At 60.5% G+C, this 25910-nt stretch carries 22 protein-coding genes; 10 read left to right on the top strand and 12 right to left on the bottom strand.

The genetic code is table 11. The features are described 5' to 3' along the window. Nucleotides 1-146: 146 nt before the first annotated feature. The 5 genes from pssA to KKQ75_RS03175 all read right to left on the bottom strand — a co-directional run bounded on the left by pssA (nucleotide 147) and on the right by KKQ75_RS03175 (nucleotide 5463). On the bottom strand, nucleotides 147-989 hold the full coding sequence (gene pssA, locus KKQ75_RS03195; protein ID WP_213362651.1) for a CDP-diacylglycerol--serine O-phosphatidyltransferase: 843 nt from the start codon (nucleotides 987-989) through the stop codon (nucleotides 147-149). A 94-nt stretch (nucleotides 990-1083) separates the two neighbouring features. Then, nucleotides 1084-1728: a phosphatidylserine decarboxylase gene (locus KKQ75_RS03190; protein WP_213360243.1), complete on the bottom strand. Its 645-nt coding sequence runs from the start codon at nucleotides 1726-1728 to the stop codon at nucleotides 1084-1086. Between the two features lie 157 nt (nucleotides 1729-1885). Continuing rightward, entirely contained in the window at nucleotides 1886-2902 is a 1017-nt protein-coding gene (ilvC, locus tag KKQ75_RS03185) for a ketol-acid reductoisomerase (RefSeq protein WP_213360240.1), read from the bottom strand. A 141-nt stretch (nucleotides 2903-3043) separates the two neighbouring features. Further along, nucleotides 3044-3535: an acetolactate synthase small subunit gene (gene ilvN / locus KKQ75_RS03180; protein ID WP_213360238.1), complete on the bottom strand. Its 492-nt coding sequence runs from the start codon at nucleotides 3533-3535 to the stop codon at nucleotides 3044-3046. Nucleotides 3536-3690: 155 nt separating this feature from the next. After that, on the bottom strand, nucleotides 3691-5463 hold the full coding sequence (locus tag KKQ75_RS03175) for an acetolactate synthase 3 catalytic subunit (protein WP_213360237.1): 1773 nt from the start codon (nucleotides 5461-5463) through the stop codon (nucleotides 3691-3693). 480 nt (nucleotides 5464-5943) lie between these two features. On the opposite strand from KKQ75_RS03175, the gene KKQ75_RS03170 reads away from it, so the two are divergent. The 3 genes from KKQ75_RS03170 to KKQ75_RS03160 all read left to right on the top strand — a co-directional run bounded on the left by KKQ75_RS03170 (nucleotide 5944) and on the right by KKQ75_RS03160 (nucleotide 7650). Next, entirely contained in the window at nucleotides 5944-6516 is a 573-nt protein-coding gene (locus tag KKQ75_RS03170; RefSeq protein WP_213360236.1) for an RDD family protein, read from the top strand. Beyond that, nucleotides 6501-6929 carry a diacylglycerol kinase gene (locus KKQ75_RS03165; RefSeq protein WP_213360235.1) on the top strand — a complete coding sequence of 143 codons (429 nt, stop codon included), beginning with the start codon at nucleotides 6501-6503 and terminating at the stop codon, nucleotides 6927-6929. Before KKQ75_RS03170 ends, KKQ75_RS03165 begins: the two co-directional genes overlap by 16 nt. A 151-nt stretch (nucleotides 6930-7080) precedes the next feature. Beyond that, nucleotides 7081-7650: a TIGR00730 family Rossman fold protein gene (locus KKQ75_RS03160; RefSeq protein WP_213362650.1), complete on the top strand. Its 570-nt coding sequence runs from the start codon at nucleotides 7081-7083 to the stop codon at nucleotides 7648-7650. Nucleotides 7651-7692: 42 nt separating this feature from the next. Here the strand turns inward: KKQ75_RS03160 and KKQ75_RS03155 are convergent, their stop codons facing one another. The 4 genes from KKQ75_RS03155 to KKQ75_RS03140 all read right to left on the bottom strand — a co-directional run bounded on the left by KKQ75_RS03155 (nucleotide 7693) and on the right by KKQ75_RS03140 (nucleotide 12868). Further along, complete coding sequence (locus KKQ75_RS03155; RefSeq protein WP_213360234.1) at nucleotides 7693-8031, bottom strand: P-II family nitrogen regulator; 339 nt, start codon at nucleotides 8029-8031, stop codon at nucleotides 7693-7695. Between the two features lie 74 nt (nucleotides 8032-8105). Then, nucleotides 8106-9824 carry an NAD+ synthase gene (locus KKQ75_RS03150; protein ID WP_213360232.1) on the bottom strand — a complete coding sequence of 573 codons (1719 nt, stop codon included), beginning with the start codon at nucleotides 9822-9824 and terminating at the stop codon, nucleotides 8106-8108. Between the two features lie 163 nt (nucleotides 9825-9987). After that, the gene (locus tag KKQ75_RS03145) at nucleotides 9988-11412 is read right to left on the bottom strand and encodes a GTPase/DUF3482 domain-containing protein (protein WP_213360230.1); all 1425 of its coding nucleotides are present in this window, start codon (nucleotides 11410-11412) and stop codon (nucleotides 9988-9990) included. After that, a complete protein-coding gene (locus KKQ75_RS03140; RefSeq protein WP_213360227.1) occupies nucleotides 11405-12868 on the bottom strand; it encodes a DUF2868 domain-containing protein in 1464 nt (487 codons plus the stop codon). Before KKQ75_RS03140 ends, KKQ75_RS03145 begins: the two co-directional genes overlap by 8 nt. Nucleotides 12869-12952: 84 nt before the next feature. Here KKQ75_RS03140 and KKQ75_RS03135 point away from each other — a divergent pair, with 84 nt between their 5' ends. The 7 genes from KKQ75_RS03135 to KKQ75_RS03105 all read left to right on the top strand — a co-directional run bounded on the left by KKQ75_RS03135 (nucleotide 12953) and on the right by KKQ75_RS03105 (nucleotide 22947). After that, nucleotides 12953-14320, top strand: coding sequence for a GNAT family N-acetyltransferase (locus tag KKQ75_RS03135; RefSeq protein ID WP_213360223.1), 1368 nt, complete (start codon nucleotides 12953-12955; stop codon nucleotides 14318-14320). A gap of 101 nt (nucleotides 14321-14421) precedes the next feature. Continuing rightward, the gene (locus KKQ75_RS03130; RefSeq protein WP_213360221.1) at nucleotides 14422-14913 is read left to right on the top strand and encodes a Fur family transcriptional regulator; all 492 of its coding nucleotides are present in this window, start codon (nucleotides 14422-14424) and stop codon (nucleotides 14911-14913) included. 128 nt (nucleotides 14914-15041) lie between these two features. Next, nucleotides 15042-17138 carry an AAA family ATPase gene (locus tag KKQ75_RS03125; protein WP_213360218.1) on the top strand — a complete coding sequence of 699 codons (2097 nt, stop codon included), beginning with the start codon at nucleotides 15042-15044 and terminating at the stop codon, nucleotides 17136-17138. A gap of 44 nt (nucleotides 17139-17182) precedes the next feature. Then, nucleotides 17183-18694 (top strand): DUF2779 domain-containing protein, encoded by a 1512-nt coding sequence (locus tag KKQ75_RS03120; protein ID WP_213360216.1) that lies wholly within the window; start codon nucleotides 17183-17185, stop codon nucleotides 18692-18694. Then, nucleotides 18687-19646 (top strand): helix-turn-helix transcriptional regulator, encoded by a 960-nt coding sequence (locus KKQ75_RS03115; protein WP_213360214.1) that lies wholly within the window; start codon nucleotides 18687-18689, stop codon nucleotides 19644-19646. The genes KKQ75_RS03120 and KKQ75_RS03115 overlap by 8 nt, the downstream gene beginning before the upstream one ends. A gap of 43 nt (nucleotides 19647-19689) precedes the next feature. Further along, nucleotides 19690-21990, top strand: coding sequence for a DUF262 domain-containing protein (locus KKQ75_RS03110; RefSeq protein WP_213360212.1), 2301 nt, complete (start codon nucleotides 19690-19692; stop codon nucleotides 21988-21990). Beyond that, nucleotides 21991-22947, top strand: a complete 957-nt coding sequence (locus KKQ75_RS03105) for a hypothetical protein (RefSeq protein ID WP_213360209.1) — start codon at nucleotides 21991-21993, stop codon at nucleotides 22945-22947. Nucleotides 22948-22971: 24 nt separating this feature from the next. Here KKQ75_RS03105 and KKQ75_RS03100 read toward each other — a convergent pair whose 3' ends face one another. From KKQ75_RS03100 to rdgB, 3 genes are all read right to left on the bottom strand, one after another. After that, nucleotides 22972-23886, bottom strand: coding sequence for a PP2C family protein-serine/threonine phosphatase (locus KKQ75_RS03100; RefSeq protein WP_213360207.1), 915 nt, complete (start codon nucleotides 23884-23886; stop codon nucleotides 22972-22974). Nucleotides 23887-24072: 186 nt separating this feature from the next. Next, entirely contained in the window at nucleotides 24073-25275 is a 1203-nt protein-coding gene (gene hemW, locus KKQ75_RS03095; protein WP_213360205.1) for a radical SAM family heme chaperone HemW, read from the bottom strand. Nucleotides 25276-25287: 12 nt separating this feature from the next. Next, entirely contained in the window at nucleotides 25288-25902 is a 615-nt protein-coding gene (rdgB, locus tag KKQ75_RS03090) for an RdgB/HAM1 family non-canonical purine NTP pyrophosphatase (RefSeq protein ID WP_213360203.1), read from the bottom strand. Between the last annotated feature and the right edge of the window lie 8 nt (nucleotides 25903-25910).

The raw sequence follows: 25910 nt of genomic DNA, 5'->3' as shown, positions 1-25910 counted from the left end.
AAAAAGCCCGCTGCAGGTGCAAACGGGCTTCGTGTGAGAGGTTTTTGCGCGCGCTACTTACCCCGCCCGTCGGACGTCAGCCAGTAGCAGGGATAGTGCAAAAACCTTCATGAGATTCAATGTAGCACAGTTTTTATGGCGCCGCATCAATCGTGCAGGCCTTTTTCGTCAGGCTCATCGGTGGATGTGGCAACGATGCTCACATACTGCCCCGTCGCCTTGCGCCACACATACAGCACATAGCCGCTCAGCGCATACAGCACGAACAGCAGGAACAGCATGGTCGGCGGCTCGATGCTGATCACGGCCATCAGCAGCACCACACCGATCAGCAGCGCAAACGGCACGCTGCGCTTGCCACCGAAATCCTTGAAGCTGTAGTACGGCACATTGGTCACCATGGTCAGTCCGGCCAGCAGCGTGATGGCGAACATGAACCAGGACAGGTCGGTACGCACGATGCCGCCGCCGGTGAACAGCTCGATGAAGTTCTTGAACCAGGGCACGTCACGGTGGGCGGTGATGATCTCGTTGGTCAGCCAGATGAAGCCGGTCACCAGCGCCGCGGCCGCAGGAGAAGGCAGACCCTGGAAGTAGCGCTTGTCCACCACGCCGGTGTTGACGTTGAAGCGCGCGAGACGCAAGGCCGCACAGGCGCAATAGACAAAGGCGGCAATCCAGCCCCAGCGGCCCAGCGGGCGCAGTGCCCATTCGTAGGCGATCAGCGCCGGCGCGGCACCGAAGCTCACCATGTCGGAAAGCGAATCCATCTGCTCGCCGAAGGCGCTCTGCGTATGCGTGAGGCGCGCCACGCGCCCGTCCAGGCTGTCGAGCACCATGGCGGCAAATACGCCGATGGTGGCCAAGTCGAAGCGGCCGTTCATGGCCATCACGACGGCATAAAAACCGCCGAACAGCGCTGCCAGCGTGAACAGGTTGGGCAGCACGTAAATGCCCTTGCGGCGCTTGCGCACCGGTTGGCCGTGCATTGCTTCCTGTTCCGGGTCGATGGGTGAGAAATCCATGCTGCTCCTGAGGTTGTCGGCAGACGATGCCCCGAAAGGGCATCAGCGAACCTGCATCTTACAGGACGGCCAGGATCGTGGTCGTGGCGGACACCTTGTCACCGGGCGCCACCTTGGGCTGTGCCGTGAGCGGCAGGTACACGTCCACGCGCGAACCGAAACGGATGAAACCGTAGCGCTGGCCGCGCGTCAGCACGTCGCCGGGCTTGACGTAGCACAGGATGCGGCGGGCAATCAGGCCGGCCACCTGCACCAGCGTGATGGTCGTGCCATTGCTGTCGATCACCACCGCATTGCGTTCGTTCTCGGTCGACGCCTTGTCCAGATCGGCGTTGACAAAGGCACCGGGGAAATACTGCACCTTGGTCACGGTGCCGTCGACCGACGCACGGTTGCTGTGAACGTTGAACACGTTCATGAACACGCTGATCAGCAGCGCATCACGGTCGGCGTAGGGATCGCGCACCTTCTCGACCTTGACGATGCGGCCATCGGCCGGCGACAGCACGGCATTGGCATCCTGCGGGATCGGACGCGCGGGATCGCGGAAGAACTGGATCACGAAAGCGGCGATCAGCCAGAACGGCAGCGCCGCGCCACCGCCAAATACGGCATGCACCAGCAGCGCCACGACCAGGCTGCCACCGATGTAGGGCCAGCCTTCGCGCGCCAGAATGGGGTGAGGATAGTTGTTGTTGCTCATTGTGCAATGATCCCATGAAAGTGCCTGCCCCACCAGAGGGAGGCTGCAGAAACGCGAAAAGCCACCGAAGTGGCTTTTGCTGCCCATCCGACCGCGGCACGGGCCGCAGAGGATGGGTATTGTGCACGATCTGCAGACCGTGCAACGCAGGAACCAATCAGTTCTTGCTCTGGTCCACCAGCTTGTTCTTGGCGATCCAGGGCATCATGCCGCGCAGCTGGTTGCCAACGATCTCGATCTGGTGCTCGGCGTTCTGGCGGCGGCGGGCCGTCATGCTGGGGTAGTTCAGGCGGCCTTCGTTGATGAACATCTTGGCGTATTCGCCGTCCTGGATGCGCTTGAGCGCAGCGCGCATGGCCTTGCGGGACTCTTCGTTGATTACCTCGGGGCCGGTCACGTACTCGCCATACTCCGCGTTGTTGGAGATGGAGTAGTTCATGTTGGCGATGCCGCCTTCGTACATCAGGTCGACGATCAGCTTCAGTTCGTGCAGGCACTCGAAGTAGGCCATTTCCGGAGCGTAGCCGGCTTCTGTCAGGGTTTCGAAGCCCATCTTCACCAACTCGACGGCGCCGCCGCACAGCACGGCCTGCTCGCCGAACAGGTCGGTCTCGGTCTCTTCCTTGAAGTTGGTTTCGATGATGCCGCCCTTGCCGCCGCCGTTGGCCATGGCATAGGACAGGGCCAGGTCACGGGCCTTGCCGGACTTGTCCTGGTAGATGGCGATCAGGGACGGCACGCCGCCGCCCTTCAGGTATTCGGAACGCACGGTGTGGCCGGGGCCCTTGGGAGCGACCATGATCACGTCCAGGTCAGCGCGCGGCACGACCTGGTTGTAGTGCACGTTGAAGCCGTGGGCAAAAGCCAGCGTGGCGCCCTGCTTGATGTTGGGCTCGACGTTGTTCTTGTACACCTCGGGGATGTTCTCGTCCGGCAGCAGGATCATGACCAGATCGGCGGCCTTGACGGCGTCGTTGACTTCCATCACGGTCAGGCCGGCCTTGGCGACCTTGTCCCAGGAAGCACCGCCCTTGCGCAGGCCGACCACCACTTTCACGCCGCTGTCGTTCAGGTTCTGGGCGTGGGCGTGGCCTTGCGAGCCGTAGCCGATGATGGCAACGGTCTTGCCCTTGATCAGGCTCAGGTCACAGTCCTTGTCGTAGAAAACTTTCATCGCTATCTCCAAAAATCAGAATAAGGTGGCGAAACGCCCTTCGGAAGGCTCAGGGCGAACAATCGATGCTTTCGCCGATAGAAGCCGTCTGCGCTGAGCCCACCGAGGCGCAGACAGCCAAACTTGTCTATTGTAGGACGCTCAGACGCGCAGGATGCGCTCGCCGCGGCCCAGGCCACTGGAGCCGGTACGCACGGTTTCCAGAATGGCGCTGCGTTCGATGGCGTTCAGGAAGGCATCGTTCTTGCTCTTGTCGCCGGTCACCTCGATGGTGTAGCTCTTGTCGGTGACGTCGATGATGCGGCCACGGAAGATGTCGGCCATGCGCTTCATCTCCTCGCGCTCCTTGCCGACGGCGCGCACCTTCACCATCATCAGCTCGCGCTCGATGTAAGCGCCTTCGGTCAGGTCGACGACCTTCACGACTTCGATCAGGCGGTTCAGATGCTTGGTGATCTGCTCGATCACGTCATCGGAGCCGGAGGTTTCGATGGTCATGCGCGACAGGCTCTCGTCCTCGGTCGGCGCCACGGTCAGGCTCTCGATGTTGTAGCCGCGGGCAGAGAACAGGCCCACCACGCGCGACAGCGCGCCGGCTTCGTTCTCCAGCAGGATGGCAATGATGTGTTTCATGATGGTTTCCTCTTTTCGCTGCCCTCCCCCGCAGCCGGTAAGCGGCGGGCTTGGCAGGCAATAGATTCACTCGGACAAATAAATTCGGGGCAACCGGGCGGGCCGGAACGGGCTGAGCGTGCAGCCCGCACAGGCAGCGCCCGGCGGCAAATGGCTTACAGCTCTTCCGAGCCCAGCAGCATCTCGGTGATGCCCTTGCCGGCCTGCACCATCGGGAACACGTTCTCGGTGGGATCGGTGCGGAAGTCGAGGAACACGGTGCGGTCCTTCAGCTTCTTGGCTTCGCGCAGCGCCGGTTCCACATCCTTCGGATCCTCGATCAGCAGGCCCACGTGGCCATAGGCCTCGGCCAGCTTGACGAAGTTGGGCAGCGCGTCCATGTAGCTGTGGCTGTAGCGGCCGGAATATTCGATTTCCTGCCACTGGCGCACCATGCCCAGGTAGCGGTTGTTCAGCGCCACGATCTTGATCGGCGTTTCGTACTGCAGGCAGGTGGACAGTTCCTGGATGTTCATCTGCACCGAGCCTTCGCCCGTCACGCAGTACACATCGGCCTGCGGCTTGGCCAGCTTGATGCCCATGGCGTAGGGAATGCCCACGCCCATGGTGCCCAGACCGCCGGAGTTGATCCAGCGGCGCGGACGGTTGAACGGGTAGAACTGCGCCGCGAACATCTGGTGCTGACCCACGTCGGACGTGATGTAGCAATCGTCGTCCCTGGTCATCTCGTACAGCGTCTCGACCACTTTCTGCGGCTTGATCACGTCCTTGTTGTCGCGGTCGTACTTCAGGCAGTCGGTCTTGCGCCACTTGTTGACGGTTTCCCACCAGGGAGCCACCGCCTCGGGGTTGGGCTTGACTTCGGATTCGTTGATGGCGTTGAGCAGCTCGACCAGCACATCCTTCACGTCACCCACGATCGGCACGTCGACCTTGACGCGCTTGGAGATGACAGACGGATCGATGTCGATATGGATGATCTTGCGCTCATTCTGCGCGAAGTGCTTGGGGTTGCCGATCACGCGGTCGTCGAAACGGGCGCCCACGGCCAGCAGCACGTCGCAGTGCTGCATGGCGTTGTTGGCCTGCACCGTGCCGTGCATGCCCAGCATGCCCAGGAATTTCGGATCGCTGGCCGGATAGGCGCCCAGGCCCATCAGCGTGCTGGTGCAGGGTGCGCCCAGGGTATCGACCAGGGTGCGCAGTTCGTCGCAGGCGTTGCCCAGCAGCACGCCGCCACCGGTGTAGATGTAGGGACGCTTGGCGTTCAGCAGCAATTGCAGCGCCTTGCGAATCTGGCCGCCGTGGCCCTTGCGCACCGGGTTGTAGGAGCGCATGGCAACCGTCTCGGGGTAGCCGTGCCAGGCCACTTTCTGGAAGGACACGTCCTTGGGCACATCGATCACGACCGGGCCGGGACGGCCGGTGCGCGCGATGTGGAAGGCGCGCTTGACGACGCTCGGGATGTCCTTGGGATCCTTCACCAGGAAGTTGTGCTTGACCACCGGGCGCGTGATGCCCACGGTGTCGCATTCCTGGAAGGCGTCCTGGCCGATGGCGCCGGTCGGCACCTGGCCGGCGATCACCACCAGCGGAATGCTGTCCATGTAGGCGGTGGCAATGCCGGTGACAGCGTTGGTCAGACCGGGGCCGGAAGTGACCAGCGCCACGCCCACTTCACCGGTGGCACGGGCAAAACCGTCGGCCGCGTGCACGGCTGCCTGCTCGTGACGCACCAGCACGTGCTGGATGGTTTCCTGCTTGTACAGGGCGTCGTAGATGTAGAGCACGGCGCCGCCGGGGTAACCCCAGAGATGCTTGACGTTCTCGGCCTCGAGGCACTTGATGAGGATTTCGGCGCCCATGAGCATGGGAGCGCGGGAAGAGGAAGACTTGGCTGCTGCAGCCGTATTCTGTTGGATATCCATGTGATGAACCTTTGTGATTTTCTATACAGAAAAACCTTGGGTGCCTCTCGGCGGCATCCTTGTGAGATGGCTTCGAGACTTAAGGCCAAAGCCATGGGCGCTTCTTGTAACGCGCCGGACAGTGACCCGTTTGCCGAATGAGTTGTGCAGAGCGTCATTATGGCATTGCTGCAATGCAAAAGTGAAAAATTTTTACAAATCAGGAGCTTGGGCAAGCTGCCCTCCGGCTTGCGATGCGCAGATGCGACATGGGTCTGCATGCCGGGCTGCCCGATCACCTGCGCCGTGCGGGCGTCGTGCGCACCTGGGTGGGCATCGAAACGCACGGATCGCAAACCGCCCCGGCAGGAAACATTCCCGCAATCGCCCGATCGTCTGGCAGTTTCACCGGGTGCCGCTATACTCGCGCGAGTCCTCTGCCCAGCCTGTTTTGTGCCCGCTGGCGCAGCTTGTGCCCATCGCGCCAGCGCCTGAACCTGAATGAACGCCTCCTCCCTTCCCGCCGCCGGCCAGCCGGCTCCCCCGCTCTCGCTGCAGGCTCCGCCGCTGTGGCGCCGTCTGTCCTGCTGGCTGTATGAAGGCATGCTGCTGTTCGGCGTGGTGTTCCTGGCCGGCTACCTGTTCAGCGCGCTCACGCAGACGCGCCATGCCCTGCAGAACCGGCATGGCCATCAGATCTTCCTGTTTCTGGTGCTGGGCGCCTATTTCGTCTGGTTCTGGAGCAAGGGCCACACCCTGGCCATGAAGACCTGGCACATCCGCATCGTCGACCGCCTGGGCCAGCCCATCAGCAAGCTGCGTGCCCTGGCGCGCTACCTGCTGAGCTGGCTCTGGGTGCTGCCGCCACTGGGCGTGCTGTCGGTGACGCGCCACTGGCAGGAATCGCCCGGCCTGGCTACCGCTGCCTTCATGCTCTGGGTGGTGTTCTGGGCCCTGCTCAGCCGCGTACTGCCGCAGCGCCAGTTCCTGCACGACGTGCTGGCCGGCACCTACCTGATCCACCAGGCTCCGCCGCCCAAGGCCGAGCAGACGCGCAAATGGTGGCAGCTGTGATCGAGAAAATTCCCAAGCCCGATCCACGCCAGCACCCGCAGAAGTCGCGCCGCGGCCTGTCGCGGCTGTGGCATGCCACGCTCTACTCCATCGACGGGCTGAAGGCCGCCATCCGCGAATGCTCGGCCTTCCGCATGGAGCTGACGCTCGCAGCCTTCGGCATTCCGCTCTCGTTCCTGGTGGGACGCACCTGGGTCGAGATGGTGATTCTCTCCGGCTCGCTGGTGGCTCTGCTGGTAATCGAACTGCTCAACAGCGGCATCGAGGATGCAATCGACCGCATCGGCTACGAACTGCACCCGCTGGCCAAGCGCGCCAAGGATTTCGGCAGCGCTGCGGTGTTTCTGGGCAGCGTGTTTTGTGGCATCGTGTGGCTGTCGATGGTGGCGATCCGGCTGCATGCGCAGTTCTGATGCGGGGTGACTTGTCATGGATTGCCCCACCGCCGACCTGCAGTGCTGAACAGTCTGCCTCCTTGCGCCATTCCATTTTCCTGCGAGAAAAATCATGCATCCGTCCTCTCCCAGTGCACCCGCTCCTGCCCAGTCCGCCGGCGTGCGCTCCATGTTTGCCGATCCGGAACCGCGGTTTTCGGTGTGCGTGTATTGCGCCTCGCAGCCGGGCGAGAATGAGGCGTTCCGCACCACGGCGCGCGAAGTAGGCAGCTGGATCGCGCGCAATGGCGGCCAGCTGGTGTACGGCGGCGGCCATACGGGGCTGATGGGCATCGTGGCCGATGGCGCTCTGCAGGCCGGCGGCCGCGTGGTGGGCGTGATTCCGAAGGCGCTGGTGGAGCGCGAGTGGGCACACGAGGGCTGCACCGAACTGCACATCGTCGAGACCATGCACCAGCGCAAGCACATGATGGCCGAGCGCTGCACCGCTTTCCTGGCGCTGGCGGGCGGCATCGGCACCTTCGAGGAGCTGTTCGAAGCCTGGACCTGGAAGCAGCTGGGCTATCACAACAAGCCGGTGGCGATTCTCAACACCGGGGGCTATTACGACGATCTGCTGAAGTTTCTGGGCGGAGCAATCCGCCACGGCTTCATGCGCGACCACCAGATGGACATGATCCACGTCGGCACCGAGGTGGAGCCGACGCTGCGCTACCTGGCTGGCGGGGCTGCGGCCTGATCAGGCCGCTGGAACGCGTAGCCCTGCTGCCAGCATCAACGCTCAGACGGCGGTTTCGTCCTGCTCGCCGGTACGGATGCGGATGATGCGCTCGACCGGCGTGACGAAGATCTTGCCGTCACCAATCTTGCCGGTACGCGCCGCGCCAACGATGGCATCGACGCAGGCATCGACATCTTCAGCCTTGACCACCACCTCGATCTTCACCTTGGGCAGAAAGTCGACCACATATTCGGCGCCGCGGTACAGCTCGGTATGGCCCTTCTGGCGGCCGAAACCCTTCACCTCGGTCACGGTGAGGCCGTTGACACCGCATTCAGCCAGTGCCTCGCGGACTTCTTCCAGCTTGAACGGCTTGATGATGGCGGTGATCTGTCTCATGAAAAAATGCTCCTCGAAGTGCGGCAGCAAGCCGCAACTGGCATTGTGCAATAAAACGGCAGCCCTCGAACAGCTCAGGGCGTTTCACGGAAGCCGTTGATCAGCGGATAGCGCCAGTCCTTGCCGAAGCTGCGGTGCGTGATGCGAATGCCGATCGGCGCCTGCTGGCGCTTGTACTCGTTGATGCGGATCAGGCGCGTGACCTTCTCGACGGCGGCCTGGTCCAGCCCCTGGGCCACGATGTCGGCCAGCGGCACGTCATTTTCCATGTAGCGCATGACGATGGCGTCCAGCACTTCGTAGGGCGGCAGGCTGTCCTGGTCAGTCTGGTCGGGACGCAGTTCGGCGCTGGGCGGACGCGTGATGATGCGCTCGGGAATCGGGTTACTGCCGGTGCCGAAGGGGTCGTTGGCGTTGCGCCAGCGCGCCAGCGCAAACACCTGGGTCTTGAGCACGTCCTTGATCGGGCCGAAACCGCCAGCCATGTCGCCGTAGAGCGTGCTGTAGCCCGTGGCCATCTCGCTCTTGTTGCCGGTGATCAGCACCAGCGAGCCCATCTTGTTGGAAATCGCCATCAGCAGCGTGCCGCGGATACGGGCCTGGATATTTTCTTCTGTGGTGTCTTCCGGGCGGCCCTCGAACAGCGGCGCCAGTGCGGACTTGAAGGCCTCGAATGGGGGCAGGATGGCGATTTCGTCGTAGCGCACGCCCATGCGTCCGGCCATGTCGCGCGCGTCGATCAGGGAGATATCAGCCGTGTAGGGTGACGGCATCATCACGGCGCGCACATTGTCGGCGCCCAGCGCATCGACGGCAATCGCCAGCACCAGCGCCGAATCCATGCCGCCGGAAAGACCGAGCACCACCTGCTTGAACCCGCTCTTGCGCACATAGTCGCGCGTACCCAGCACCAGCGCCTGCCAGACCTCGGCACTGCTGTAGGCGTACTGGTACGGCGGCAGGCCGATCAGGCCGTCGCGTTCGGCCTCGGGCGTAGTCTCGCCCTGCAGGCGAACGGCGGCACCGGCCTGCGGCTCGAGCGTGAGCATCCAGTTCTGCTCGACGAAGCTGCGGGCGCGGCCGGCCAGGCGACCGTCTGCCTGCATGGCAAAGGAGCCGCCATCGAACACAACTTCGTCATGGCCGCCGACCATATGGGCGTAGATGATGGGGGTGCTTATTTTCTGGCTTAGTGCAGACTGACGTTTCTCCCGATCGCGCGCTTTGCCCATGTGATAGGGAGATGCATTCATGATCGCAATCACCTGCGCGCCCGCAGCCAAGGCAGCCTGGGCCGGCTCGTCGAACCAGCCGTCCTCGCACACCAGCAGGCCGATGCTCACGCCTTCCACCTCCAGCACACAGGGCTCGGTACCCGGCGTGAAGTAGCGCAGTTCATCGAATACCTGGTAGTTGGGCAGCTTCTGCTTGGCCACGCTGGCAATGCGCTGGCCGGCGCGCAGAGCGGTAACGCGGTTGGTGTGCTGCGGTAGGCTCACGCAGCGCGTGCGGTAGTCGGCGTTGCCAGTGGGGTGGCCCACAACCACCGTCAGATCAGGAAGGTCCGCCAGTTGGGCAGCGATTTCGTCCACCGTTTTTTCGCAGGCCTGGATGAAGGCAGGACGCTGCCACAGGTCGCCGGCAGAATAGCCGCAGACGGACATTTCTGCCGTCAGCACCAGGCGTGCACCCTGGGCGTAGGCTGCGCGTGCGGCATCAACGATGGCACGCGCGTTGCCGGACAAGTCGCCCACGACGGGGTTGAGCTGGGCTACACAGACAGTCAGGGACATGGTGATTCTTCTTCGAGAAAGGAAGGAGCTGCGCAGGGTGGCAGCGTTTTGACGATTATGGCTTAGGGAGTACCGGGCATCCGTGCAGGAATCGCTGCCGGAGCAGACGGGATAGCTGGCCCCCGGTTTGGCACACGGCGGACTGGCGGGCTCGATACATGGCTCAGGATTCCAGCCGCGGCAGCACATCCTGCAAGGCGCGCGCCGTGTCGGCCAGGCATTCCTCGCGGTCGCCCTGCCCTTGCCAGGCGTTGCGCCAGCCGCGGCTGCTGCCCTCCCATTCGGGATGCCCGCGTGCGGGAGTGAGTGCGCGCAGCACCGGGAACAGGCTTTCGGCCAGCGAGCGGTCATGTTCCGTATCTGGCTGATCGAGGTAGTGCACCTTGTCCATGGCGGCATGGCCGCGATGTTCGAGCGCCTGCAATAGCAGCAGCAGCTGGTCGGCAAGCACGACCAGCACGGTGTCTTCCAGGGTGAGTTCCTGCACGCCCTGCATGCGGTTTTCGAGCTTGCGCCACAGGGGGCGCCAGCCCTGGCTGGCCAGGCCGCCCAGGGTCGCGCCCAGCGTGGTGGCAGCGCCGAACGACAGACCGGCCAGGGCCACATCGGCGACCACGCCCAGGCCAGCCCCGACCATGGCGCCCAAGCCCAGCTTCTTGCCCGCCTCCATCAGCACTTCAGGGTTGAACAGGTCATCCTCCCAGCGGCCCTGCAGGCCGGGCAGGCTTTCCAGTTCGGCATCATCGGGGCGGAAGGCGAAGACGGCCAGCAGTTCATCCACGGCCTTGCGGCCGCGCTTGAGCACATCTGCCTGGAAGGCGCGCACGAAAGCCGCCTGCTGCACCGGATCGGAAAAGGCCTCTGCATCGAGTTCGCGCCGCATGGCGGCCAGATCAACCAGCGCGCCGGCGACGCTGCGGCAGGCGGCCTGGCGGCGCTCGGCCTGCTCCTGGGCAAGCCAGTGGACAATCTCGTTGAGTTGCTCTCGGCGCGGGCGCAGCAACGTCGCCAGATCGCCATAGAGCATGCGCTCGGCGCCGATGAAAGGCGCCACGGCATCGAACTCGACCTGGGCGTGCAGGTTGGCATCCAGCAGCGCCTGGCGCCATTCTGCCTGCCGGCTGTTGGCTGCGGCGACGAAGTTCAGCACCGGCATGACCGGGCGGGCGCAGTAGGTGAGAATCTCGAATTCGGCCCGGTACTTGGGCAGCACGGCTTCGCGGCTGTCGATCACGCACATGGCGGCGTCGGCTTCGTCGAGCAGCGCGCGCAGCACCTTGGCCTCCTGCTCGAACACGCCGCGCGCCTCGGGACCGGCCAGGAAGGCGCGCACGCGTTCGGGGCGCGTGCCGCCGGGCAGGCTGTTGAGGTAGTCGAGCAAGGCGATGGAGTCTTCCAGGCCCGGCGTATCGAAGAAGCGCACCGCGGTCTGGCCATGCATGCGCAGGTCGATGCTTTCGGCGTGGCGCGTGGTGCCGGGGCGATCGGACACTTCGCCAAAGTCCACGTTGCGCGTCAGCGTGCGCAGCAGCGAGGTCTTGCCGGCGTTGGTGTGGCCCACTACGGCGATGCGGATGGGATCAGTCATGGTGGGGATTATCTTCACCGGAATGCGCGCCCGCCAGCCAGGCATCGGCGGCGGCAGTGTCGACAAATACCGGAATCTGCGGGAATCCGCTGGCTTGGAGCCAGGCTTGCCAGCGCTCGGCGCTGCCGGTGCCGGTGCCGGTGCCGGTGCCGGTGCCGGTCAGCAGGATGGCGGTGCGGCTGGCAGTGGCGGCGGCCTCGCGCAGGAAGCGGGCCGTGCCGCGATCCGGGCTGCTGGCGCCCCAGGTGGCGATCAGCAGGGCATGGGGGCGCTGCTCGAGCAGGCGCTGGACCACGGCTGTGCGCTCGAGGCTGCTGCCGGCGATGCGTTCCAGCCATTGCACGGCGGGATGCCAGGCGGGCTGCCAGCGCTCCGGTGGCCAGGGCTGCTCCGGCGGCAGTTCGAAGCCCACCAGCGCGGGGGCGCCGGGCTGCGTCACGGGGGGCAGGACGTGCGCTGCGTGGCCGGAGCCGGCTCGCTCCGGATCTACCACCACGGCCGCGTCGAGTGCATCGAAACGGGCCAGCAGGCGGCGCACATAAGGATCGGAGCTGTCCAGCGCCAGGCGTCGCTGCCCGGCCTTCCAGGCCAGCCAGCACAGCAGCACCAGCAACAAGCGCGGCAGCAGGCCATAACAGAACACGCAGCCCATCAGCCACCAGGCCCAGGCCCGTTGGTCGCTTTCCAGACCGCCGCCGGCCGCGCGCACGGCGGCCGCATCGGGGACAGGGAAACCCAGTTGCGCCGGCAGCCAGCCGGTGACGTGCACAAACTGCTCGAAGAATGCCGGACTGAGGATGGTGGTTTCCCAGCTCAGGCGGTAGGCATGGAAGGAGAAGCCGAACCACAGCGCCAGCAGAATCAGCCCGAATGCCAGCGCCCAGATGGCGTGGCTGAGCAGGCCAAAGGCCCAGGGCGCCAGCCGGAAACGCTGCAGCACACGCCTTACGCCCTGCAGCAATGCCGCCGCATGCGGGCCGCGGTCCAGCGGCATTCTGGCGGTAAGTCGCAAGGCCAGCGCACCCAGCGACCAGCCCGAGCCCACCGCACTGCCCGATCCGGCATAGGTCCAGATCACGCCCCACACCCACAACACCAGCATCAACGCATGCGGCCCCAGCACGGTCACGAACGCGGCCATGGCATTGATGGAGCGCCCTTCGCCCATCACGGTCTGTGCCAGCCCCCAGGCCGACAGCGCCATCGCTCCGGCCAGACCCAGCATGACCCACAGACCCAGATGGCGCCAGCGCTCCCATTCGGCGGGCAGTCCCAGACGCTGGCCCAGCAGCCAGGCGCGCTCGAGCACACGTTCCATGCGATCGCTGCGCGCGGCATGAGCAGCCGGCAGGATGGCGCTGTCGTCCAAAGGACCATCGGATTCGATCGCCTGGATGGCATAAGCCACGCCGTGGCGGGCGAGCGGCGATGCGGAGGGCTGCACACTCGTCACCATGCGCAAGACACTCCTTGAGGCAGGGCCAGTGCGAAAAAACCCCAGTGGTCTCGGACAGGAAACAGGGTGCGGATAATGCGTGGCATGACGAATGGGCGACTACACATCGACGACACTTCCGGGGCTGACGCAAGCACGGCGCAGGCTCCGGAGCGTCCGGATGCGATCCATTATGGCGCACAAACCCGGCGCGTCCTGGAGCGTCTGCAGGGCGTGGTCGCCGCAGAATCCGGAGGCCGTCTGGAGTTGCAACTGGTGCTTGATCCGGCAGACATCGAGGCCGTGGCCTGGGATGGTCTGCTCGCCGTGCAGCAGTCGCCCACCCCATTCATGCAGCATGCCTATCTGCACGCGCTGCAGGAGAGTGGCAGTGCCACGGCCGAAACCGGCTGGCAGGCGCTGTTTCCCCTGCTCTGGCTGCAGGGTGCGCAAGGCCGCAAGCTGCTCGCTGCCTGCCCGCTCTATGTCAAGTCGCATTCCTATGGCGAATATGTGTTCGATTGGGCCTGGGCGCGCGCCTATGCCGAACATGGGCTGGACTACTATCCCAAGGCGCTGATCGCGGTGCCATTCACGCCGGTTCCCGGCAGCCGCCTGCTGGCGCAATCGGCGCACTGGCGGCTGGCGCTGCTGGAGGTGGTGCATGCGCTGTGCGTGGATTACGGGCTCTCCAGCCTGCATCTGCTGCTGGGAGACGACGCCGACCAGGCCGCAGCGCGGGAGCATGGGCTGATGCTGCGCGATGGCGTGCAGTTTCACTGGCAGAACCGTTCGCAGTTGCAGCCGAATGCCACCGACTGGAAAAGCTTCGACGACTTCCTCGCCAGCCTGCGCCAGGACAAGCGCAAGAAAATCCGCGCCGAGCAGCGCAAGGTGCGGGAAGCCGGCGTGCGCTTTCGCTGGGCGCAAGGCAGGGAAATTCCAGCCGGGGACTGGGCATTCTTCTACCGCTGCTACAGGCGCACCTATCTGGAACACGGCAATGCGCCCTATCTGACCCCTGCCTTCTTTGCCCGAATGGCAGACGCCATGGCGGAAAACTGGCTGCTGTTCATTGCCGAGCGGGATGGTGAGCCCATCGCCTGCAGCCTGATCGGCCTGCATCTGGACGACGGGGGCCGGCCGCAAGTCGCCTACGGCCGCTACTGGGGCGCGCTGGAGCGCGTGGATTGCCTGCATTTCGACGCCTGCTACTACCAGCCGCTGCAGTGGTGCATCGCCCATGGCGTGCAGCGTTTCGAAGGCGGTGCACAGGGAGAACACAAGATGGCGCGGGCCCTGGTGCCCTCGGCCACCTGGAGTGCGCACTGGCTGGCACATCCAGGATTTGCCAAGGCGGTGGAGCGCTTTCTGGACCGCGAGAAGGACGGCGTGGCGGCCTATCAGGATGACTTGCAGCAGCGCAGCCCTTTTCGCGTTGCTCTGCGGCCTCCCGCGACAGACGCCGACTGAAAAAACATCGCGAGCGGCAGCACCTGATTCAGTTACGGTAGGCCAACAGCAAAACTGCGATAATTTCCCCGCAGGCTGTCTCTAGCACCCTGCCTTCCGCCATGATCCAAGCAGTCCATCCTCCCTCCACCGAAGCTACCGGCAACCGCTGGGCCGAAGTGGTGCGCGCCAAGGGCCTGCGCGCCACGCGCGACGTACTGCGGGTGCTGGACGTGCTCGAATCCTCCAGCGTCCCGCTCAGCCACGAAGGCCTGATGCGCGGCCTGCTGGCCGATGCCTCCGGCCGGGACATTGACCGGGTGACCCTTTACCGCGTGTTGGACCGCCTGGTGCAAGCCGGGCTGGTGGTGCGCACGCAGGACAGCGAGCGCACCTTTCATTTTGCGCTGGCCCAAAGCGGCAGCACCGGCTTTTTCGAATGCGAGCAATGCCACGCACTCACCGCCCTGCCCGAAGATCCGCAGCTTCCGGCTCTGCTGGAGCAACTCAATGCCCGCCTGCATCAGCAGGGGCTGAATAGCACCGACATCACGCTGTCGGTGCATGGCGTGTGTGCCGATTGCGAAGAGGCACCCGCTGCTGACAAGCGCTGACATCTGAGCTCGGAACGGAATTGCAATTCAGCCCGTACCGATTGAAGATGGCAACTGGCGAACGCTGCGTCACATCTTGACGCATGCATGACCACAATAACCTTCTATTGGAACAATAGGAGGTCAGCATGGTTGTCAGAAAACGCAGTCGCCCGATTTCAAATTTCCTATCTGCCCAGGTTGGCCCGCTCATCCAATTGTGGCTGCTGCGGCTATTGGTTCCGCTCGGAGCCCAGAAGGAATACATCACCCGTCATGGATTTTGTTCAGATACGCTCTCCGAAGCCATTGGGCTGAACGCGCATATCGACCTGGAAGCGGACATTGATCCGGGCAAGGCGCGACAGGCAGTTCGTAAACTGCATGCCGAAGCAGAAATCCGATGCAAGGATGCAAAGGCCCCTGACTGTCTGACACGGAATATTGAGCGTCTTGCCAACTTGGTCGGTCTATCTGAAGTCGACTGCCGCATTCTGGAATTCGCCGTACTGATCAACAATGAACGTCTGCTTGACGACACTGCTGACTGGCTCGAAACCTTGTCAACCACCAAGGTCTATCACGTGCTTTCCGTGCTGCTGGACAAGCCGGTCGCTGACATCAAGCAGGCACTGAACATGGACGGGGTTCTGGTGAAATCCGGTCTGGTGAACCTGGACCGCCATGGCACCGCACACCTTCGCTCCAAACTGCAACTCCTTTCGGACTCGTTTTCGGATCGCATCCTCAGCTCCGATTCCGACCCGATCAACTTGCTGAAAGACACCATTGCTCCAAGCAAGAAGCCAACCCTGCAGCTGGACGACTATGGGCACATCCAAGAAACGCTCACCGTGTTGCGCGCTTACCTGGCGCACAGCGTCACCACAGCACGGCCAGGAGTCAACATTTTCATTCACGGTTCGCCCGGAACCGGAAAAACACAATTGGCCCGGGTATTGGCACAAGAACTCGGCTGTGAGCTATTTGAAGTAGCCAGCGAGGACAGCGACGGCGACCCCATCGGCGGGCTTGACCGTTTGCGTGCCTATCGTGCCGCACAGTGCTTCCTGGGGCAGCGCCGCGCACTCATCCTGTTTGATGAAGTCGAAGATGTCTTCAATGGTGACGAATTTCCCTTTGATCGCCAGCATTCCGCCCATGCCCGCAAGGCCTGGATCAACCGCGCGCTGGAAGAAAACCCGATTCCCACCATCTGGCTGTCGAATTCGATCCGGAGGCTTGATCCAGCCTATGTGCGTCGCTATGACATGCTTTTTGAGTTGCCGATCCCTCCCAAGAAACAACGCGCACGCATCCTGACACAGGCCTGCGGCAATCTGCTGGATGCGCGCAACATTGCGCGCATAGCCGAAAGCGAACGTCTGGCACCGGCCGTGGTGACCAAGGCCAGTGCGGTCGTGCAAAGCATTCGCGGCGAGATTGGTGAACAGCGCGCCGGTCAGGCGCTCGAGCTGCTGATCAACAATACCCTGCAGGCGCAACAGCACAAGCCGATCAAGCGCGACGATAGCTCGCGGCTTTCCGAGATCTACGATCCCGCATTCATTCATGCAGATAGCGATCTGGCTTCCGTTGCGGCAGGCCTTGTCCAGGCCAAGTTCGGTCGCTTGTGCCTTTATGGCCCGCCAGGAACTGGAAAGACCGCGTTTGGCCGCTGGCTGGCCGAGCAATTGCAGATGCCTTTACTGGTGAAACGTGCCTCTGATCTGCTGTCGATGTATGTAGGCGGGAGCGAAAAAAACATTGCGGCTGCGTTCCGTCAGGCCGAACAGGAAGGCGCGGTATTGCTGATCGACGAAATCGACAGTTTCCTGCAGGATCGTCGAGGTGCCGTGCGCAGTTGGGAAGTCACCGAAGTGAACGAAATGCTGACCCAGATGGAATCCTTCTCAGGGATCTTCATTGCCTCCACCAATCTGGTGGAAGGGCTTGACCAAGCGGCGTTGCGGCGCTTCGACCTCAAGGTGAAACTGGACTATCTGCGCCCTGAGCAAGCCTGGGAATTGCTGCTGCGCCACTGCGATTCGCTGGGCTTGCCCCTGCCCTCCGAAGCGCTGCAATTTCGCTTGCACGGACTGCGCTCACTGACCCCGGGCGATTTTGCCGCGGTTGTGCGTCAGCATCGATTCCGCCCCTTCACCTCTGCCAGCCATCTCGTCGCTGCTCTGGAATCCGACTGTGGCTTGAAGCAGGGAGGACGAGGCCCCATCGGTTTCCTCTGAATGTGTAACAAAATAACATAAGATGCCTCCAAGGAGAACAACATATGCGTACGCTTTCGAAGTCGAAGTTGCTCGCTTATCGGCAGTGCCCCAAGCGCCTGTGGCTCGAAATCCATCGGCCTGAACTGCGGGAGGATTCGGCCGCCACACAGGCCACCTTTGCAACCGGCCATGAGGTGGGTGACAAGGCACGCAGCTTGTACGACCCGGATGGCAAGGGAGCCCTGATCGACTTGCAATTGGAAGGATTCGATGCTGCGTTTGCTCGCACCCAATCCCTGCTTCAGTCGTTCCATCCCATTTTTGAAGCGGGCTTCAAAGCAGCGGGGGCAATGGCATTTGCCGATGTCCTGTTACCTGTCGATGATGTGGGGCGAAAGGGCTGGCGAATGGTGGAGGTCAAATCTTCCACCAGCGTCAAGGACTACTACCGTGATGACGCCGCCATCCAGTCATTTATCGCCCGTGCCGCAGGTGTACCGCTCACCGCCATTGCACTGGCGCATATCGACAGCAGTTGGACTTATCCCGGCAACCAGGATTATCGTCGCCTGCTGGTGGAGGAAGACCTGACCGACGAAGCCTTTGCACGGGGAGCCGAGGTTCGGGAATGGATTCAGCAGGCGCAACAGATCGCAGAGTCGCCGACAGAACCCGAAGTTGGCACTGGCTCACAATGCACCTCCCCCTATGCCTGTGGCTTCAGCGCGTATTGCACCCGGCAGGAACCAGTAGCCGAATATCCCATTGCCTGGCTGCCAGGCCAGATCAGTTCAGCATTGCGGGAACATATTGCCCTGACCGAAATCATTGAAATGGCAGATGCTCCCGATGACATGCTCAGCGACAAGCAACGACGTGTCAAAACGGTGACGCTGTCTGGAGAGGTGCACTTTGATCAGACTGCGGCCAGCCAGGCCCTGGCGCCTAACGCCCTACCCGCCTATTTCATGGATTTCGAGACGATCCAGTTTGCCGTGCCGATCTGGAAAGGCACCCGCCCCTATCAGCAAATCCCGTTCCAGTTCAGCGTGCAACAGCTCAATCCCGACGGACGTTTGAAGGAGCACGCATTTCTTGAGCTTTCCGGCGAAGATCCGTCAGAGCCATTTTGCCGCGCCTTGTTGGCCGCATGCGGGGTCACAGGCCCGATCTATGTCTATAACGCCGGCTTTGAAAACTCCCGCATGCGCGACCTGGCGCAACGCTTCCCGCAATATGCCGAAGGTCTCGATGCGTTGATAGCACGGGTAGTGGACCTGCTGCCGGTGGCCCGCACGCACTACTACCACCCTAGCCAACAAGGCAGCTGGAGCATCAAGGCCGTGCTGCCTGCAGCCTGCCCGGAACTGAGTTACGACAATCTGGACGGCGTACAGGATGGTGGAATGGCGCAGGATGCATTTTTGCAAGCCTTGGCCCCCGAGACGGAGCCGGCCCGCAAGGCTGAACTCGAACGCCAGTTGCTGGCCTACTGCGGCCTGGATACCTATGCCATGTTGAAGCTCTGGAGCCTGTTCACCAATTACACAGCAGCAGGCCAAACCGATGCCTAAACGACCGGACACCCTGGAAACCGTGATCCTGGCGCTGGAATTGTTGCGTCGCATTCCACGCAACCGAAAAATCACGGCATCAGAACTTTGGGAAGAGCTCAAGGACGCCGGCATCGAGCGTGAACTGCGCACCATCCAGCGCCAGCTCGAAATGCTGAGCGAGCACTTCGAGATCGAGCGGGATGACCGCAGCAAACCATACGGCTACAGTTGGCAGGAAAGGGCCAAACCCTTGGCTGTGCCCAGCCTGACGGCGCAGGAATCGCTGCTCCTGCAACTGGCGGAAGAACAGTTGCGCAACCTGCTTCCAACCCATGTGATGAGGTCGATGAATGGCTTTTTCACTCAGGCTAGGCGTAATCTGGGTCCTGCCAGCAATGCAACGCTGGAACGCGAATGGCCGCAAAAAATTCGGGTCGTTTCAACCAGTCAACCACTATTGCCGCCCAAAATCCGGCCCGGCGTATTTGAAGCCGTAAGCGAAGCGCTGTATGCCAACCACTGGTTGCGGGTGGACTACCGGAATGCTGCGGGCAAGCGCCATGAAGCGGACGTGATGCCCCTGGGACTTGCACAGCAAGGCCTACGCCTGTATCTGGTGGGCCGCTATCGCGACTATGACAACGAGCGCAGCCTTGCGCTGCACAGAATTTTGGCAGCAGAAGTGTCAATGTGCACGTTTGACCGCCCTGCTGAATTTAATCTGAAGAAATATGATGACGATGGACGCTTCGGATTTGGTGATGGTGAGTGCATCCATTTGCAGTTTAGGATAGCCAAGCCAGAAGGTCTCCATCTTCTGGAAACACCACTATCAGTCGATCAAAAAGTGATTGAGCACGAAGATGACTATGAAATCCATGCCACTGTAGTTGATTCAGACATGCTTGATTGGTGGCTGCGAGGGTTCGGAGACTCAATCCTGGATATAAAAAAACTGAAAATAAAATAATAACATGCCCCCGTAATTCCAATTAAAATTTTTCACAAATAAAATGCATACATCATTCTTTGATACAGAAAGCGCAAAAATTGTAACCCTGCCAGAATGGATGGCGTGGGCATCCAACCAGGCGGATGTAGCCCACCGTGTTGTGTTGCCAATGATTCAACGTGGATCGGTCTGGGCTCCGCACAAAATACTGGACTTGTGGGATACCTTGTTAAGGGGAATGCCCATGGGCGCACTGATGGCGCGCAATTCCCCGCAAGGAAGCACGGTAAAGATACTGGGCGAAATCCAAACACGTGAATCTGCAGAAGGCGACATTGACTTGATCGACGGCCAGCAACGCACATTGGCAATCATGGCGGGCTGGCCACCTAGCGGCTTGAAAGACTCGATGCGACCGGTGGTAATCTGGCTGGATTTGATCGACGCACCACAAGAAGAATACATTTTTCGCCTATTGGTCACAACCACGTCCCAGCCTTTTGGCTATGCCAGAGCGACAAGGGGCGGGAATGCAATTAGCAAACTGGAGCACAGCAAGTTGCGTGTAGCGAACGCAATCTGGAAACCAGAGGAAATAAAGGACGAAAAGGCGCTTTGGAAATCTCCTGATTTCATGCCTTGGGATGCCAATTTTTCCGTACCCATCACTGAGTTGATGGAAAACTCCAACGAATTATCAAACTTCCTTACAAGTCGGCTGGACAGTTACAGATCCGCATTAAATCAAAAGATAGATGCCATTAAATCCAGTAAAAACACAGAAGCAAACCCCAACAGCGATGCCGCCATAAAATATCTGGAGTCAAAATACAACTCCCTCCCTTCTGCAGAGGAAATCATCAAGCGCATCCCTACAATTCAAGCAGCACTTCAGAATATCAACACATGCCAGCTTCCGATACTCCGCGTCCGCGAGGATATACTGAATGACAAGGAACCACAGGATGACGATGAAAACTCCAATGTTGACCCACCGCTGGCCATTCTATTCAAAAGGGTGGGCACGAGCGGAGAGACATTGAGCGACGCTGATTACATATATTCCATCATCAAGCATCACATGAAAGAGGCGCATGAAACCATAGAGACCTTGCTCGAAGATCCCCGAACCAGCGCCATATACACCCCTACGACACTGGCAATGACCGCAGTCCGCTGGACTCTGCTATCACAAGATAACAAGGAGTCAAAAATCAGGGACTCAGCAAGAATGGACAAGACCTCTTTTGCGCGCTTAATTCGCAAACACCCTGGATTCATCAACAACCTCAGAGATGAAATTCTGCCAAGCGGGTCTTTTCAGCCCACACTGGAAAACATTCTGAAAGCAATCAGTTACGATAAAGACTTTCGCATCGGTCTCCCAAAACATGCCTTATCCTTGATACCCATACCATTATTGGAAGTGATCTTGGCATGGCACAAACTGAAAAACCCCTCCGATGAGGCAATCAAGAATTACAGGCACTCTCTAGTTCGTTTTATATTGCAGGGGCACCTTTGCATCTACGACTTTGCTAGTGCCAGCGAAGTGGCCATCGAGTTTCTGAAAAAAAACATGTCGTCGTCAGACAATGAGATATTCCCGGACCAAGCTTTAATGATGGAGCTTGAATCGGAAAAGCAGAAGCACCTTGCTCTCCCCTTGCCAAGCCCGGACGCACTGCAATCAATTCATGGTTTAACACTTTCTCCCGACGAAGTTCGTGGCATAAGAGGCTGGACCCGATTCGATACAAAGAACCTCAATGATCTAGAAAAACAATACGTTACATTTTACAATCGCTGGTGGAATAGAAACAGACGGCATATACACCCCATATTACTATGGCTGCAGCGTGACTATGTGTTCAAAAATTTCGAAGAGCAACCCGCCTTGCCAGGCCTAGGTGATGAAACACCGTTCGATTACGACCACATCCTGCCCCGCTCTCAGTGGTCTTATTGGACCGGGGCAAGCTCGGGCAATCGTTTGATGGATTTTCGCGCCAAGGACAATAGTGGCAACGTGGACCAAACAGGACATTGGTCCATTGGAGACAGCATTGGAAATATTCATATTCTATCCAGCCAGGAAAATCGTTCCTTTGGTGATACTCCGGTAAAAATCAAGTTTGGCAAGCCTGGCTTTAGGGACAATTCCCTTATCGAAGATGAATTCGAAATGCTTTGGCTCTCTGCTGGCGGCGAGGATGAAAAGCCCCGCTGGTGGGATATTCATCGTGCACTGGACTTTCAGAAAGCAGTGGAGACCCGGGCCTTCGATCTATATTCCAAGTTCTACACTGATCTTTTCATTCATCAATTACCGCTGAACACAAGCAACAGACAAAATACATAAATGACCGAAGATTTCTTACGCCAATTGATGGAGCACTTGCTCCAGGGTCGCCAACTACCCAAGGTTCAGGTTGAACGCTCGGTGGGACCAATTCTGGGATTTTTCCTCGAAGACGTGCTGACTGCAACCCTGAAAGACGATGAATTCTTGAGTGGACGCTACCGGATGCTTTGCCCTGAATTCCCCTTGATCAAAGAGAACAATCGTCAATCGACCAATATCGACTTTCTGCTGTACAACGAAGATCGGCAAGCATTGGTTTTTCTGGAACTCAAGACTACAAGCAGCAGCTTTGACAGCAATCAGGCCAGAAGATATCGCATATCGAGAATCAGGGTCAGGAAAGAGGGAGCATCTTACCTGCTCAAAGATCTGGACAACATCCAGACGCATTCGTCCGAGTCAGGCAAATACGACACGCTCAAATCGCTGCTAGTCAATGGTTTCAATCGTTTCCACAGAGACTTGGAAACCATGAAAAAATGTCGCCATCTGCATGTGATTTACCTGGTGCCAGCACAATTGAAAGAGAGCGAAGAAGAATTGCGCAAGATGAACAAGACCTTGTCATTCGACGATCTGTCGACAGAACTTCACCGGTTCAATCGGGAGTGGGCAACAATTAGAAAAGCACTCCTGCTACCGCTCGACAGCAATCCAGAGCAGTTTGATTCATCGCCCCAGCCAGAAAGTGGGCACATCAATTTTAAGGCACGAGCCAGCTTCGATGAAATTAAGACGCTTTGCAGCAAGCTTGGTGCACAGATCGTGGTAGGTTTCACTTGGGGGGGGGAAACTGCACTGATGAGAGCCGATCTCAAACAGCTTCAGCAGCGCATATACAAATGGGATCATGCTATGGGCGGTAACGGCAAAAAATTGCCGAACAACTGGATCGCTGGCAACAAGTTCCTAGACTACGTAAAAATCCTGGAAGCTGCCAGCGTCGCGGATTAACATTCCGGGGAGGCCATGCAGTCCTCAGCACCCGCAGGAAGCGCTTAAAGGTCCGATTATTTCAATTGCGATCATTGAACAGTCATCCAAGCGTCCTGCATAGAGATATGCCTGCTTCAAATGAGATATATTTTCGTCAAGTGAGGCTTCGCCTCGCCAAAGCGTGGACAGCCGTGCATCACCAACTGTGCCATGCAAGCCGTCTGTGGCAAGCAAATAGACATCACCTTGCGCAACACGGCCACGCCAAACATGCAACCACTCTTCCGAAGCACCAGTATGCTGCGTCAGACCAGCGTCCCATATCGGCTCGGGATCCGTGCTTTCACCGAGTGTCAGGCAGTGCAAAAGTCCATCGTAGATGGAGGCATGCTCCATGCCTGCTTCTTCCGGCTCCAATTCCTCCTGAAGAATTTGCTGCCACACCGTGTGATCCAGACTGAGCTGAAGCCATTCGATTTCACCGCTTCGCTGCCTGCGCAGACGCCAAACTCTCGAATCACCGCAGTTCACAGCACAAACCTGATCGTGAACGATATGGATACTGGCCAGAGTAGTGGACGCACCTTCAGTTCGCTCGTTTCGATATCGGAATTGCCATTCCTGTACCGCGGTACGCACGCGTTGAGGCAAGGTTTCAGGCAAGCCCTTTAACGCTGCCTCTTCAACAACATGGTGAAGCACCTCCAAAAAGCTCAAACTCGCAAGAGCTGCGCAAGGGCTGCTGGAGACACCATCAGCCACAGATGCCCAAACGGAGCCGCCAGTCAAGAGGGTCGATGGAAGTGCGCGTGATTGCGCTTGCCAGATGAAATCGTGGCTATCCGCCTGCAAGGCAAGTGCATCCTGCATACGCAAGCGCTTACCGTTGGTGCTATGGCGCTGGTAGATGGCATGCTGGTACGCTGCTATGCGAAAACCAGTTGGGATGTCATTCAAAACCATATCCACCCTTCTCGCTTGGAAACGCACTTGTGCGGATGAAGCGGCTTATCAAGTGGGCCACACGAATGATCAAGTCTTGCTGGGTCTTCATCCTGCCAGTGTACGAAGCCCCTGCGTCAAATCGTGACGCTACGCGTCTTTCGTGCAGCGGCTTGCATGTATGAGCCCGGCGACACGTGTTTAGTCTGGCAAGAACAGCGCCTGCAAGTCACTCAAAAAATCAAATCCCTGCTCCGTCGGCCACACACGCGCAAAGTCGCGCGCAATCCAGCCGCGCCGCTCGGCCTCTTCCAGCGGGCGCTGGATTACCGTGATCGGCAAGCCGGTCCGGTCGCCGAAATCCGCCAGCGCAAAGCCATTGCGCAGCCGCAGCGCATTGAGCATGAACTCGAACGGCAAGTCCTCGCGCGCCACCTCGTGCTGCTGCGCCAGCGCTTCGCCGCGCAAGGCCAGTTCCATGTAGCGTTGCGGCTCGCGCACCTTGACCTGACGCACGATGCGGTGCGGGAAGCTCAGCTTGCCATGCGCCCCCGCCCCGATGCCCAGATAGTCGCCAAACCCCCAGTAGTTCTGGTTGTGCACGCAGGCATGGCCCGGACGCGCGTAGGCCGACACCTCGTAGCGTTCCATGCCGGCCGCCGCCGTGCGCTCCGTGATCAGGTCCAGCATGCCATAGGCGCTGTCCTCGTCCGGCAAGGCCTTGGGCGGATACTTGGCAAAGTAGGTATTGGGCTCGATCGTCAGGTGATAAATGCTGATGTGGGGCGGCGCAAACTGCAGCGCCTGGTCCAGATCCTGGCGCAGGTCGGCCATGTCCTGCCCCGGCAGGGCGTACATGATGTCCAGGTTGAAAGTATCGAAGCTGTGCGCAGCCTCTTCCACCGCGGCCAGCGCCTGGGCGCGATCGTGCACCCGACCCAGCGCCTTCAGGTGCGCATCGTTGAAGCTCTGTACACCGATCGACAGGCGCGTAACGCCCGCCTGCGCGAACGCCGCAAAGCGCTCACGCTCGAAGGTGCCGGGGTTGGCCTCCAGCGTGATTTCGCACATGGGCGCCAATGGCAGCAAGGCGCGGATCTGGCTGAGCAGACCGTGGATGGCATCAGGCGAGAACAGGCTGGGCGTACCGCCGCCCAGGAAGATGCTGTGCACCTGCCGGCCCCACACCAGCGGCAGGGCCTGCTGCAAATCGGCCATCAGCGCATCGACATAGGCCTGCTCGGGCACGCCCGCCCCACCCTGCACCGCATGCGAATTGAAGTCGCAATAGGGGCATTTTTTCAGGCACCAGGGCAGGTGCACGTACAGGCTCAGGGGAGGCAACGCCGGCAGTTGCAGGCTGCCGGGACGCATCAGGTCCAGCACATCGGGAGCATTGGCCATGCTGATTTCCGCTCAGGCGGCGTCGGGCGCCAGCCAGGTATTGCGCAGCAGGCGCACCATCTCGCGCGCCGACTGGCCGCGATGGCTGCGGCGGTTTTTTTCGTCCGGGTCCATCTGCGCAAAGGTTTGATTCAGTTCGGGAATGAACATCACCGGATCAAAGCCGAAGCCATTGTCGCCGATGGGCTGCTGCGTGATCTGCCCCACCGCACGGCCGACCGCCACCAGCGGTTCCGGATCGTCCGGCGAGCGCACGGCCACCAGCGTGCTGACCAGCGCCGCACGGCGCTGGGTGATGCCCTGCATCTGCTCAAGCAGGGCAATCACATTGTTGCCGTCCCCTTTCGGATAACCGAACTGCGTGGCGTAGTACGCCGTCTGCACGCCGGGCTGGCCGCCAAAGGCATCCACGCACAGGCCGGCATCGTCGGCAATGGCCGGCAGGCCGCTGTGGCGGCTGGCGTTGCGCGCCTTGGTCAGGGCGTTTTCCAGAAAAGTGTGAAAGGGCTCCTCGGCCTCGGGCACCCCCAGTGCCGCTTGCGGCACCAGTTCCACGCCCAGTTCGCCGAACAGCGCCTGCAGCTCGGCCAGCTTGCCCTTGTTGTTGGAGGCGAGCACGATTTTCATGGTCATGC

This window comes from Brachymonas denitrificans (assembly GCF_907163135.1).
Classification (GTDB): Bacteria; Pseudomonadota; Gammaproteobacteria; order Burkholderiales; family Burkholderiaceae_C; genus Brachymonas; species Brachymonas denitrificans_A.
Note: the sequence above shows the minus strand (reverse complement) of the source record. Positions and strands in the feature narration are given on the sequence as shown.